The sequence below is a fragment of the Psychrobacter sp. NC44 genome (assembly GCF_904846655.1).
In the GTDB taxonomy this organism is placed as follows: domain Bacteria; phylum Pseudomonadota; class Gammaproteobacteria; order Pseudomonadales; family Moraxellaceae; genus Psychrobacter.
On the sequence record NZ_CAJHBN010000002.1, the window covers coordinates 128,207 to 142,283 of the forward strand.

Below are 14,077 nucleotides of genomic sequence, written 5' to 3' on the forward strand. Positions count from 1 at the left end.
TGATAAATGACTGCATATAATGACCACGCCACATCTAACAGCGACAATCAAGGCTCTGCCCAAACATCAGACAATCAAGAGTCTAGTAACCGAGAGTCTGATAAACGAGAACCTGATAACCAAGCTACAAAAGTAACGGTCAATAATGCACCTAATACTAACCCTGCAACGTTATGGCTCATCGATGACGATGCAGCCCTGCGTTTGGTGTTGGCAGATACTTTTGAAGACGCAGGATTGACGGTTATCAGCTTTACCCAAGCGCAAGCGGCGTGGACACGCCTCAACGATATTTTGCAACAGCAGGAATCAGCCGCTCAGTTGCCCGATGTGATATTGACTGATATTCGTATGCCCATGATGGACGGGTTGTCTTTTAGTGACTGGGTACATGAGCATTTCCCTAAGCTGCCTATTGTCATTATGACGGCGCATTCTGACCTCACCTCTGCTATTAATAGCTATCAAACAGGTGCTTTTGAATATCTGCCAAAACCTTTTGACTTAGATGATGCAGTCGTCACGATTTATAAAGCCATTAATTATCAGCCCAATATGCTGGCAGCGGCGGCAGCAAACTCTACTCCTGAACCTACTCCGAAGACCATTACCAAAAATTCATCAAGTACTTTGCCCAATATGCAGGTAAAACCTGATACCAGACCCAAGCTTGCTAGCAAGGCTACTCTGGTCAGCAAAACCAATAAAACATCCAGCCCTAAAATCAAAGTTAAACCTGCCATCAGCGCCAATGACAATCCAAGTGGCATCATTGGACAATCTCAAGCGATGCAGACGGTGTTTCGTGCCATTGGCAGACTGGCACACTCACCCATTACTGTCCTGATTACTGGTGAATCAGGTACGGGTAAAGAATTGGTCGCCAGTGCGTTGCACCAGCATTCACCGCGTCACCAGCAACCTTTTATTGCCCTAAATATGGCCGCCATTCCACATGATTTGATTGAATCTGAATTATTCGGTCACGAAAAAGGGGCGTTTACTGGTGCGACGACGACGCGACAAGGGCGTTTTGAGCAAGCGGATGGTGGGACATTATTTCTAGATGAAATTGGCGATATGCCTTATAGCACCCAAACTCGGCTGCTACGAGTACTGGCCAATGGTGAGTTTTTTCGCGTCGGTGGACAGCAGCCGGTCAAAGTGAATGTACGCATCATTGCCGCTACTCATCAAAACTTAGAAGAACTGGTCAAACAAGGCAAATTCCGTGAAGATCTGTTTTATCGCCTCAATGTAATTCGCTTGCCGTTGCCGCCATTACGGACACGACCTGAAGACATTCCAGCATTAGCCCATTACTTTATGCAGCGGGCTGCTGAACAGATGAACAGTGCAGAGAAACAGCTGCATCCGACAGCGCTACACATCATGCAGGCTTTTGAGTGGCGTGGCAATGTCCGCCAACTTGAGAATGTCTGCCTTTGGTTGACGGTGATGGCCACAGGCGACACCGTGATGGTGGATGATTTGCCACCAGAGCTGCTTGAAAATATCTCGTCTGATTTAGAAGCGTATCAAGAGCAAAGTCAGCCTACACAAGCTATGACTCACAATGAGCAAATACGCCCTCATTCCCACAGTTCAAGTTGGCAACAAGCATTGGCTGCTTGGGCTGAGCAATCTCTACAAACAGGAGAAACCGATATCTTGCAGACGGCAACCCCTGAGTTTGAACGCGTTTTATTGACGGCAGCGCTCAACCATAGTGGTGGCAAAAAGATCGCTGCTGCTAATTTACTCGGTTGGGGGCGCAATACCCTGACACGTAAATTACAGCAATTAGATATTTCTTCAGCAGAAGGGCAAAATAATCGTTATTAAAGGCGCAAACTCATAAACATGAATACCATTCATATCAATAGCTTATAAAAATAAGTGAAAATAAATGATAAATATTTAAAAATAATTGCAAATAGGGGTTGCCAAACGTTTCAAACTCTATATAATAGCCAACCACTGAGACGCACTACCGAATCAGTTAACTGTCTATATTGTGTTTGAGTTTAAACGCTAATAATGATAGAGTAACGGAAAATGGGGCTGTGGCGGAATTGGTAGACGCACCAGATTTAGGTTCTGGCGCCGCAAGGTGTGAGAGTTCGAGTCTCTCCAGCCCCACCATTTTCGGATAGTACATCTTAGACCAAATATCAAAGCCTGCTTTTTAGCAGGTTTTTTTGTGTCTGTATTTTGTCGGAAAACAAACACTCACTTCAAAACTAATTCAGATCTCCTTCGCTTTTCTTTAATACCAGATTAGTATTTTGGAATAAAAACCCACACCCATCTAATAATTACAATAAAACAATATTTATAATTAATTAGTAATACTAACGACTAATTGTTTACATTAGTTAACTTTTTGTTTACATTACCCTTGACAGGCTTAGGTATGAGATATTCTATAAACATCATACTTAAATAAAAGAGTTAAGTTTATTGATAGTCCAAAAGGAAAGATAATGAAAACTATAGTTGCCTTGTTGGCTGCCCTATCATTGGTTGGTTGTGTTTCAGCATCTGAGCATGCTGCCCAAGTCCAAAACAATGGAAACATCTCTGTAGGGGTTGTTCAAAAACAGATTAAAGTTGGAATGAGTGGCGCAGATGTGTTGCAGGCGCTTGGCTCACCAAATATGGTTTCTACTGACGACAAAAGAAGAGAAGTTTGGGTTTACGATAAGGTAGCAACAGATACCGTGCAGTCATCAAGTACAGGCTGGGTATTTGCTGTTTTAGCTGGTGGCCAGACTAGCTCAGGAGCATCGTCTAGATCACAAAGAACGCTGACTATCATAATAAAATTTGATGAGCAAAACTTGGTAAGAGACTTTGCATACCATTCCTCAAAATTCTAAAGGCCAGCTAAATGAAAAAACTGAAATATATATTTGTTGCTTGTGCCTTAGGAATAACAGGCTGTGCAACCACTCCACCAGAAAACTTATTTCAAGTAGCAGAGACCTCATTACAAGATCGACAAATGCAATCGAGATTTTTTGAAACAAGCAACGAGGTAGAGCTTCTTTCGGCTGGGGTAGCTGTGTTACAAGACATGGGATATTCAATAGATGAAACAGAGACAAAATCAGGTGTTGTGACCGCATCTAAAACTGTAGATGCTACTAACAATGCGCAGATAGCGGGTGCTGTATTACTAGCGGTACTTGGTGGCGGAAACATGTCGATTGATAGCCAGCAACAGATAAAAGTTAGTTTCGTAACATTACCGTCTAAAAACAATAAAAATGGTTATTTAGCTAGAGCTACTTTTCAACGCATTGTGACGAATACACAAGGACAGGTAACCAAAGCCGAAACAATGAAAACAGAAGAGCTATATGCTGAATTCTTTAACAAACTATCTAAATCAGTATTCTTAGAGGCTCAAAAAATATGAATACATTAAAAATAGCTTTATTCGCAGCTTGTCTAACTTTGATTACTGGTTGCGCTACAACTCATGATGCCAGAATTTTAGGCGCTGACAATCAAGTAGAATTACGTAGTATGCAAACTAGATCTTTTGATACTAGTGATAAAACTGTAGTTGTTAGAAATGTCATATCAACGTTACAGGATTTGAGCTTTGTAATTGATAAGGCTGATACCGACCTTGGTACTGTTTCAGCGACGAGATTGTATAATGGCAACAAGGTTAGAATGACTGTAACCGCGAGACCGTCTTCTTCTAGCAAGTCTGTAATCGTTAGAGCTAACGCTCAGTACAACCTAAAGCCAATTGAGAATCCTAAAATATATCAAGATTTCTTCTCATCTTTATCGAAGTCGCTTTTCTTATCAGATAATGCTGTAGAGTAAAACATAATATCCTAACCATTAAAAATAAAAAAAACTCACTAAATAGTGGGTTTTTTATTTAACTCCTTCCACATAAAACTGTACTCTTAGTAAATTCGTAATTGCTCTAAACTCTTCAACACCTCTTCCATACTCTGATACCTTCTCTCCACCCGCTTTGCCAATGCTTTATTAATGATACCTTGATAGTGACTATATTCTAACGGTAAGGTTGGAATAGGCTGTTGGCAATGCTGAATCGCCCATGCTTTTAATTTGTCATTACTGTTAGCACATATCTGAAACGGTCGCTTGCCTGTTAGTATTTCAACCATCATAATACCAAACGCATAGATATCACTTTGCACTGTCGCACTCTGACTCTTACTTTGCCAGCGTTCAGGGGCAAGATACGCTGGTGTACCAGCAAGACTAGTCTCTATTGATTTACTAATTGGCTTAGCTAAGGCAAAATCGTTTAACAATAAATCAGCCTTGATACAGCTATCATCCGCATGATTTGGCAAAAAATCATCTAGCAAAATATTACTGGGCTTAATATCATTATGTAGCCAACCAGCGCTATGTAGAGTAGCGATAAGGTGCGCAGATTGCACCATAAAATGATGCTTTCGTTGAGAATTTAATAACGAATGATTTCGAATATTAAGCTGAGTTGCTAAGCTACCACTGAGATAATATGGCATGGTAAGTATCGTCAGCTGCGAAAACGGATCTAATACCTGTACCCTTAAAGTTTCATAAGCGAGCATTGGCGGAGCAATAGCAAAAAGACTGTCTTGAAATCTCTTTTGATTGGCTGATAAATTATTGATAGATTTTAGAATACCGATTTCATGGGTTAAGCCCGCCAAATTTTGATTGCTAGCAGCCGTTAACTGCCATTTAATCATCACTCGACCAAACTGTAGATGCTGGGCACGCGTCAAGCCTTGGTAGTCATTCTCGTTATTATTGTTACTTTGCTGGCTGAGTCGTTGATGCGAAATATCGTTATAATTCAGGCTTGAGAATAACGCAGTCAATGTTGGCAACATTTGCTGTGCTTGCATTTGTAATGCTTGTTTTGCACACGCTTTTGCATTAGAGGAATTACTGGCATTATGTTTCATGGTAAAGTGAAGCCTTTATACGTCTAGTATGCCACACGTTATTTTAATTTTTATGAGCGACTGAGTATTATGCCCCAATCCACTAAGCCTGTTAAGAATTACGCCCTACCCGACCATTTATTGGATTTACTTGGACAGTATTTACAAGAGCAAGTCACGCCCACTATCGAGATTGATCCTGCACAGCTCGCCTATCGCTGGGTCGGTGGTCATAATGGACATTTGGAGCCATTGGCAGTGAACTTATTTTTAAGTTTAGATGATTTGCATGGTATCGATACGCAAAAGGCAAAACTGGTACAAAACACACGACAATTTCTAAAGGGCTATCCTGCCAATCATGTCTTGATGACAGGGACACGTGGTGCTGGCAAATCATCGCTGATTCGGGCATTGCTACAAGCCTATCATAGTGAAGGATTACGCATTATTGAAATTGCCCGTGATGACCTGCGAGTGCTTGATAAGATACGCGCCGTCATTAATGCACTGCCGACCGAGTGTGGTTGTCACTATGTGGTGTACTGTGATGACTTGGCGTTTAACGGTCAAGACGAGAGTTATCGGACGTTAAAAAGCGTATTGGACGGCTCGCTAGACTCAGAGCAAGACAAGTTGTTGGTTTATGCGACCAGTAATCGCCGTCATCTATTGCCTCAGCTAATGAAAGACAATGTCAATATTTATAATGGTCAAACCGATGAGGTCAATCCTTATGAAACCATTGATGAGACGGTATCGCTGTCTGATCGCTTTGGGCTTTGGTTGTCCTTTCATCCAATGGATCAAAACACCTATTTGCACATCGTGCGCCATTATTTATCACTTTCGCCAAACCGCCATCTAGATAATGCGAATGACGTTAAAGAAAGTAATAGTGAAGAAAAAAATAAGACGCTACCTGATAACATCAGAGCAGCAGCGTTGCGCTGGGCATCAGAGCGCGGTGGACGTTCAGGACGAGTGGCGTATCAGTTTAGCCGCTACTGGATAGGACAGACACGATTAGCAGCTGAAGACAGTCCATTGTAAAGCTTCATTAAAAGTTATTTTTATGATGACGCTCAGTGCTTAACGACCGCGTGCAGAACCCAGATATTGTACGCGGTTATTTTCATTAATATCTGCCAAATCAACGGCACCATCGACCATATATTGGTCAAAATCTGCGGCTAGCCATAGATTACCTTTGTAAACGCTCTCAGCATCTAAACGAATGTATGCCATATTTGGCGTCTTGCTATTAGGATTATCAAAACCCTGATAACGCGCGCTAAAGTGAGTCAAAATTAAATTATTTACACCACTTTTTTCCACAAAATCAGCCACCAATTGTGCACTACTATGCATTGGATCAAACTCTGGATTTTTGCCTTGAATCTTAGTCAACACCTCATGCGTATACGTCGCTTCATGCACCAATAAATCCGTATCAACCAACGCCGCAGTGAGACACGCTGGCGTATCGTTATCACCAGCCACCACTACTCGCGTTCGTGATAAATCATCATTGACATAATCGGCTGTATATAACTGCTGACCCTCTTCAGTGATAACGTCATGACCTTGCTGCAATTTACCCCATAGTGCGCTTGCAGGAATACCTTGCGCCAGCAGTTTATCCGTATCAAGCGTGCGATGATGGATAGTCTGCGTGATACCAAATGCATGAGAAGCAACCCGATGTGCTAGCGGCGTAATATCGATATCAAGCTGATGTTGGTCGCTTAAGCGAATATTTATCTTGCTTGTATCACTTTGCTCAGATAGCACCTCTTCAATCGCTATAAAATTGAGAGCAAAAGGTAAATACAATTCCGTGGTTAAGGTAATGGCTTCGAGCAATGTCTTGATTGCTTTTGGGGCAATGAGGGTCAGCGGCTCACGGCGTCCTGACATGGCGGCACTCGCCAACAGTCCTGGCAGACCATAACAATGATCGCCATGCACATGGGTGATACAGATAGCAGCTAGTTGATTCAAAGAGAGCTTTGTATGTAACAGTTGCTGCTGTGTGCCTTCACCGCAATCAATCAATAGCCATGGGCGCGACTTTTTATTTTGATTGGCATTCTGTGGTTGATTGCCTTGCTGTGCGCTAGATAAATAAGGATTAAGACATTCAATCGCCAGTGCTGTCACATTGCGCTGTTTGGTTGGCACACCAGCAGAGGTACCCAAAAAAGTCAGCTTCAACATAGATTGCCCCTCTTACACATGATACTTATCTGCTATGACAATTGGCACATCATGGTTTTTTGCGCTGCAACCATCTGCCCACCATTGGCCGTACATTCACTGACCATATTGGACTCATAAGATTTCCAGCCGCCATAAAAGCTGGCAATACATAGTATAACCACGAGCAATTTTTGTGACCATGCTTTAATGGATACCTGCTGATGGTTCACATTGTCAGCAGTAGTATCAAGCGCGGGCTTAGCAGCAATGTCAGTATCGACATCAGTATGCTTGTTATGCGATTTATTTAAGTCTGTCATTTCTTATCCTAAAAAAGGTTTTGTCTATGAATAAACAAAACCTTTTATTTTAATATCAAATTAGTTATTTATGAACGATTAAATCCGCCGCTTTTAGAACTGCAAACGACCACCCTTTTCTTCTGCACGCTTAAAGGCATCACGCTCCTCACAGCGTTTTAGCCAAATTAAGATATTGGCATATTTACTGCTATCTAATCCTGTACCAGCATTGGCACCCACAACCGCAAGATGCATTTGGATATCAGCGGCACTAAATTCGGCCCCTGCAAACCAATGATTGTCTTGCAAATGCTGCTCCATCATCGCCAATATAGCATCTAGACTTTTGCTTATCATATTTTTTTCGACTTGGTTGCGGATGCTTTTGCTCACAGGCTTGATGAGCATGGGCGACTGCTCAACCACTTTGGTAAATACCAAACGCATGACCAATGGCGGCATCACTGATGCTTCAGCGAAATGTAACCAAAACGTGTAAGCCTCCCACGCCGCTTCATTATCATCGGCAGGCTTGAACTGTTTCTCGCTATCATAATGCTTCAACAAGTATTCGATAATAAAACCTGATTCGATGAGCACACGGTCATTTACTTCTAACATGGGTGCATGACCGAGCGGATGTATTTTTTTTAAACTGTCAGGCGCACGGTATGCTTTATTGCGCTCATAGCAAGTCAATTGATAATCGACGCCAAGCTCTTCTAACAGCCAAATAATACGAAATGATCGCGAATTTGCTAAATGATGAAGGTGTAACATAAACCATCCTAGTTATAATGTGAATAAGTTATCGTGTGAATAAGTCATAATATGTATAGTTGGTGCCACGCATTCCATTAATAAACGTTGTTAAGCGTGGCAGCAATGCTATCGATAATAGCGTAATTAATGCCTCTTTAACACAGAAACTGTGTAGAGTAATGACGAAAAATACTGCCCGCTAAGTCAGGTCTATATCGACTTGCTGGCAGGTGCTACTTTGAATGCAGCTCTTCAATTTTGCGTGTCATCTTATGTATTTTTTGCTGATACTTTCTAATTTTACGGAAACGATGCGCGGTTAATACACCTTTAATACGGCGGTTTTTCAGACGGCGACGTGGTGGGAAGCTACCCACTTGTGGCTCATTATAACCATGCAAACGGTCATCACGCTTACGCGCCAAGTAACCAAGCGCACTATCCACAATCATCATCAACAACGCGACAAAAATCATGCCGTACATAAATAAAGAGCCGCCCTCATCGATACTTTGATGCAAAATCGTGATGGAAAATATAAATAAAAATATCGGCTCAAGGTAGCATAAAGTGCCAAATAATGAGACGGGCAGCTTTTGGCTGGCAACCATGGTCAATGACATCGCAGCCGTACTGATAATGCCTAATAGTGGCAACAGATACCAAAACTTATCGGTAGATATCGCCAGCGCAAACCCGCCATTGAGATATAAAGCAATCAACACCACCGGCGTCAATAAAACAAGGTCAGAGATAAGCCCTGTAATCGGCGGCACTGCCAATTTACGACGCAGTAGATAATAGGGCGGATAACCCAAGCAAACAAATAAAGTCGCCCAAGAAATACTGCCGTACTGAAAGACATCATAGGCAATACCTGCGCCTGCGCAAATGGTGGCAATCCATTGTAACAAGCTCATGTCTTCGTTATAAAAAAACCGACCAACCATAATCATAATCATTGGATATAAAAAGTAACCCAGTGTCACCTCAAGCCCCAAATCATTGACAGGTGCCCACATAAATATCCAGATTTGCGCGCCCAATATTGGTGTGGGTATGATAAATAAAAACCATTCTTTGGGCGACTTTAGGGTTTTGAGATAATCAAAAATATGCTGCCACTGCTTAAGCACACTAATCAGCAGCACCAGACTCAATAGCATCATCAGTACGCGCCAAGAAGCGACTTGCGTCCCTGACAACGGCTGCATCAATAGACCAAATAAGAATAGCAATGAATATAAAAAATTTGCTGCCACTGCAGCGATGGTACCTTGCGACGTTTGATTCGTGGTAAGCATAACGACAACCTTGAAAAATGAGCGCACGTCCTTGGCAATTTTAGAAAAAAACAAAAGCCTCCGACGCGGACGTCGAAGGCTTTTTGATCTATAAACTCTGTTATCTACAACATAATCATATAATATTGAGATAAATACTTGGAATATATCGTGTTTATCTTGTGGTCGGTATTATGTCAAAGTCAGAATAGATAAGCAATACACCTGCTTCACTAAAGCGTTCACCTATCCATTCAGCATCTTACTTTGCACTCAACTGCTCGATTTTTTGCTGTATTCTATCCATCTTTTTTTGATAGCGCCGAATCTTGCGAAAACGATGCGCGGTTAAAACCCCATCAATACGCTGATCTATGAAACGACGACGCGGCGGAAACCCGCCCACTTGTGGCTCTCGATAGCCATGCAAATGATTGTCACGGCGGCGCTTAAGATAACCTTTTATACTATCAGCAATCATCACCAGTAACGCCAAACTTACCATACCATACATAAATAGCGAGCCGCCCTCATCGAGACTTTGACTTAGAACAGTGATGGATAAAACAAACAGCAGCATAGGCTCGACATAGCTTAGCGCCCCAAATAATGACACGGGTAATTTGCTACTGGCAATCATGGTTAAGGACATCGCCAGCGCACTAAAAGCTCCTAGCAGTGGTAATAAATACCAGAACTTGATGTCCTGTGCTGCCGTACTAAAGCCGCCGCTAAAATACAACATAATGAGCACTACTGGCGTTAACAGAGCCAAATCAGACAACAGCCCTGTAATAGGCGGCACAGCCAGTTTACGACGCAGCAGATAATAGGGTGGATAGCCCAAGCACACAAACAACGTTACCCAAGATACTGAGCCATATTGAAAGATATCATAGCCAATACCTAAGGCTGCACATAGCGCGGCCACCCACTGCAACGCACTCATATGCTCGTGATAAAAGAAACGACCCAACACTATCATCACCAGCGGTAACAAAAAATAGCCCAAGGTGACATCCAGACCAAAGCCATTGACTGGTGCCCACATAAATAGCCAAATTTGACCACCCAAAATCGGTGTGGGCAAAATAAATATCAGCCACTCTTTCGGAGTTTCTAAGGTTTTCAAATAATCAAAAACATGTTGCCATTGCTTGGTAAAACTGACCAACAATAGCAAACTTAGCAGCATCATGAGCACGCGCCATGAGGCTACCTGCGTACCTGTCAAAGGCAGCATAAATAGCCCAAACACGAACATCATCGAAAATAAAAAGCTCGATGATATCGAAGCAAGGGTTCCTTGAAAAGTTTGATTGGTCGAGAGCATAACAACAGCCTTAAAAATAGAACTTTATGGGCATTATTTATAAAAAATTAGAGCAGCGGAAACTTAAAGGCAGACTCTAACAATAGATGACGTGCAGAAAAAAATAAAAGCCTCCGACGATAACGTCAGAGGCTTTTTATAGAACAATCATATAAGACTAGATCAAAAAGCTAACTACTGAGACATTTATTCGTCGTCTGCGTTTTCACCGTCTGTACTATCAACATCTAATTCATTGTCAGTAGCAATATCCATAACGTCATTCGTTGCTGTGTTGCCAGTCGCCGCATCAATATCTATCTGCTCTTGACCTGCCACATCAAATGTACCGTCTTCTCTCATGGCATCAACCAGCTCATCGTCACCTTCTTCATGCTCAACACGCGCCATAGCGACCAGCTTCTCGTCTTTTGATAAACGAATCAGCGTCACACCTTGCGTATTACGACCAGAGCTAGCGACATGCTCAACGGGCGTACGAACCAACGTACCTTTGTCAGAGATTAAAATAATATCGTCTGTAGAGTCAACCTTGGTGGCTCTTACTAGCGCACCATTACGCTCACTGGTTTTGATAGCAATTACACCGCCGCCGCCACGATTTTGGGTATTGAACTCATCGATAAAGGTACGTTTACCAAAGCCGTTTTCACAAGCAATAAGGATTTCGCGGACATCATCTTCGATCACAACCAATGATTTTATCGACTCATTAGCCGCCAAACGCATACCACGGACACCTTTAGCCGTACGACCCATCACACGCGCATCATTTTCATCAAAACGAATGGCTTTACCACTGGATGCAAACAACATCACTTCTTGGCTACCATTAGTGATACGAGCACTGACCAGCTTATCGCCCTCTTCTAGTCCAACCGCAATCAAGCCGTTCGAGCGAATATTGGCAAACTGCTTAAGCTCTACCCGCTTCACCGTACCATTGGCAGTTGCAAAGAACACAAAAGGTGGCTCTGCTTGCGTGATAGCGTCTAATGAATCATCATCCCCATCTATTAGAGCATCTGTTAACGCGTCACCTTTTACCGATAATTCTTCCACTATTTTTGGAATTGGCAGTATCGTAGTGACGGTTTCATCAGGATTTAAGCCAATTAAATTCACCAATGGACGACCACGAGCACCGCGACTGGCAATCGGCACTTCAAAACCACGTAAGCTAAAGACACGACCGCTATCCGTGAAACACAATACGGTAGCATGCGTTGAGGTCACCACCAAATGATCAATCACATCATCTTCTTTCATTGCGGTTGCAGACTTGCCTTTACCGCCACGTTTTTGTGCGACATAATCATCAATCGGCTGAGTTTTTGCATAACCTGTACGCGAGACCGTCATGACAACCGTCTGTTCAGGAATCAAATCTTCACGGTTAAAGTCAGTACGTGAGTCAATAATATCGGTACGGCGCTCATCACCAAAGTTATCACGAATCTCAATCATCTCATTGGAGATAATGGTCATTAGCTTATCAAAATCACCAAGAATAGACTCTAAATGAGCGATTTCACGTAGCAAATCTTGGTATTCTTCGGTTAATTTGTCTTGCTCAAGACCCGTTAGACGATGCAACTGCATATCTAAAATCGCGTTGACCTGCTCAAGTGATAAGCGATAACGTTCTTCGCCCTCAATCAAGCCAAATGGTGCTTTAGGATCTTCGCCTTCGATATAGTCAGGACGCACAGATTGGCTACCAGCAGCGGTCAGCATCGCCACCACGCTACCTGAACCCCACGTATTATTCAATAAGCTTTCACGTGCCAAACCGCGGTTTGCAGACGCTTTAATCGTTGCAATAATCTCGTCGATATTGGCTAACGCAACAGTCAAACCTTCGAGCAAATGACCACGTACACGCGCTTTGTTTAACTCATAAATCGTACGGCGTGTCACCACTTCTTGGCGATGACGTACAAAGGCGGCAATCAGCTGACGCAAAGTTAGTAGCTTAGGCTGACCATTATCGAGCGCCACCATATTGATACTAAAGCTTGATTCGAGCGGCGTTTGCAAGAACAAGTTATTAACGATAACTTCAGCTGTCTCACCACGACGCAAATCAATGGCGATACGCATACCATCTTTGTCAGATTCATCACGAATCTCGCTAATACCTTCAATCTTTTTATCACGTACGAGTTCTGCGATACGCTCAATCATTTTGGCTTTATTAGATTGATAAGGTACTTCGGTAAAGACAATACGCTCACGATCGCGGTTGACACCCGTATCACTCATGGCTTCAATATGATAGCGACCACGTATGTGCAAACGACCTTTACCCGTGCGATAAGCATCTAAAATACCAGCGCGACCATAAATGATACCGCCTGTAGGAAAGTCAGGACCTGAGATGTGTGACATCAACTCTTCAGCTGATACTTGTGGGTTTTCGGCATAAGCCAAACAAGCATTAATCACTTCTGTCAGGTTGTGCGGCGCCATATTAGTCGCCATACCAACAGCAATACCAGTCGCCCCATTAATGAGTAAGTTTGGAACACGCGCTGGCATGACGCTAGGCATACGCTCAGAACCATCGTAGTTGTCTTCCCAATCAACCGTGTCTTTGTCTAAATCAGCAAGCATCTGATGCGTCAGCTTGGTCATACGTACTTCGGTATAACGCATCGCTGCCGGAGGATCATCATCGATCGAACCAAAGTTACCTTGACCGTCAACCATCGGATAACGCAAACTAAAATCTTGCGCCATCCGCACAATGGCATCATAGACCGCACTATCGCCATGTGGGTGATATTTACCAATGACATCGCCGACGACACGTGCAGACTTCTTATATGGCTTATTATAGTCGTTAGATAGCACGTGCATGGCGTACATCACACGGCGGTGTACAGGTTTGAACCCATCACGCACATCAGGCAGCGCACGCGAGACAATCACGCTCATCGCATAATCCAGATAGGATTGCTTTAGTTCCTCTACGATGCCAATAGGACTGACCGATTCGCTCATATACACTCCTTCACTCACATTGTTTTTCTAATGTTGACACGTTTGTTCAAGATACTCATGGGTTATACAAAAATATAGCTGCATCAATGCGCAGCTACTATCAGAATATAGACCCTAAAAAAGCACTGTCAAAGGTGCAAAACAATAGGAAAATAGTGATACGGTTTTTGTTAAAAATAATGTTCAATTAAAGAAGCTATTTTAGCACAAATTTGCTGATTTAGGGGCGTCTGGCTGTTATTAAAATTAAGC

12 protein-coding genes and 1 tRNA gene are annotated in these 14,077 nt (G+C 42.7%); 6 read left to right on the forward strand and 7 right to left on the reverse strand.

The genetic code is table 11. The features are described from left to right. The first annotated feature begins 6 nt into the window (after window positions 1-6). The 5 genes from JMX95_RS01845 (at window position 7) to JMX95_RS01865 (ending at window position 3,846) form a co-directional block, all read left to right on the forward strand. A complete protein-coding gene (locus tag JMX95_RS01845; RefSeq protein WP_201559880.1) occupies window positions 7-1,845 on the forward strand; it encodes a sigma 54-interacting transcriptional regulator in 1,839 nt (612 codons plus the stop codon). Between the two features lie 215 nt (window positions 1,846-2,060). Beyond that, window positions 2,061-2,145: transfer RNA gene (locus JMX95_RS01850), tRNA-Leu, on the forward strand. Between the two features lie 341 nt (window positions 2,146-2,486). Then, window positions 2,487-2,882: an outer membrane protein assembly factor BamE gene (locus JMX95_RS01855; protein WP_201539591.1), complete on the forward strand. Its 396-nt coding sequence runs from the start codon at window positions 2,487-2,489 to the stop codon at window positions 2,880-2,882. Between the two features lie 11 nt (window positions 2,883-2,893). Then, window positions 2,894-3,424, forward strand: coding sequence for a hypothetical protein (locus JMX95_RS01860; protein ID WP_060490679.1), 531 nt, complete (start codon window positions 2,894-2,896; stop codon window positions 3,422-3,424). Beyond that, window positions 3,421-3,846, forward strand: a complete 426-nt coding sequence (locus tag JMX95_RS01865; protein WP_060490678.1) for a hypothetical protein — start codon at window positions 3,421-3,423, stop codon at window positions 3,844-3,846. Before JMX95_RS01860 ends, JMX95_RS01865 begins: the two co-directional genes overlap by 4 nt. Window positions 3,847-3,932: 86 nt before the next feature. On the opposite strand, the gene JMX95_RS01870 is transcribed toward JMX95_RS01865, so the two are convergent. Beyond that, entirely contained in the window at window positions 3,933-4,958 is a 1,026-nt protein-coding gene (locus JMX95_RS01870) for a protein kinase domain-containing protein (RefSeq protein WP_201539590.1), read from the reverse strand. 69 nt (window positions 4,959-5,027) lie between these two features. Between JMX95_RS01870 and JMX95_RS01875 the strand changes: the two genes are divergently transcribed. Next, window positions 5,028-5,990, forward strand: a complete 963-nt coding sequence (locus JMX95_RS01875) for an ATP-binding protein (RefSeq protein WP_201559881.1) — start codon at window positions 5,028-5,030, stop codon at window positions 5,988-5,990. A gap of 39 nt (window positions 5,991-6,029) precedes the next feature. Here the strand turns inward: JMX95_RS01875 and JMX95_RS01880 are convergent, their stop codons facing one another. From JMX95_RS01880 to gyrA, 6 genes are all read right to left on the reverse strand, one after another. After that, entirely contained in the window at window positions 6,030-7,157 is a 1,128-nt protein-coding gene (locus tag JMX95_RS01880) for a ribonuclease Z (RefSeq protein ID WP_201559882.1), read from the reverse strand. A gap of 32 nt (window positions 7,158-7,189) precedes the next feature. After that, window positions 7,190-7,459, reverse strand: a complete 270-nt coding sequence (locus JMX95_RS01885) for a hypothetical protein (RefSeq protein WP_201559883.1) — start codon at window positions 7,457-7,459, stop codon at window positions 7,190-7,192. Between the two features lie 93 nt (window positions 7,460-7,552). Beyond that, entirely contained in the window at window positions 7,553-8,221 is a 669-nt protein-coding gene (locus tag JMX95_RS01890; RefSeq protein WP_045444962.1) for a glutathione S-transferase, read from the reverse strand. A 215-nt stretch (window positions 8,222-8,436) separates the two neighbouring features. Beyond that, entirely contained in the window at window positions 8,437-9,507 is a 1,071-nt protein-coding gene (gene rarD, locus JMX95_RS01895; protein ID WP_201553568.1) for an EamA family transporter RarD, read from the reverse strand. A 241-nt stretch (window positions 9,508-9,748) separates the two neighbouring features. Next, complete coding sequence (rarD, locus tag JMX95_RS01900) at window positions 9,749-10,819, reverse strand: EamA family transporter RarD (protein WP_201559884.1); 1,071 nt, start codon at window positions 10,817-10,819, stop codon at window positions 9,749-9,751. A gap of 186 nt (window positions 10,820-11,005) precedes the next feature. Continuing rightward, a complete protein-coding gene (gene gyrA / locus JMX95_RS01905) occupies window positions 11,006-13,825 on the reverse strand; it encodes a DNA gyrase subunit A (RefSeq protein ID WP_201559885.1) in 2,820 nt (939 codons plus the stop codon). Between the last annotated feature and the right edge of the window lie 252 nt (window positions 13,826-14,077).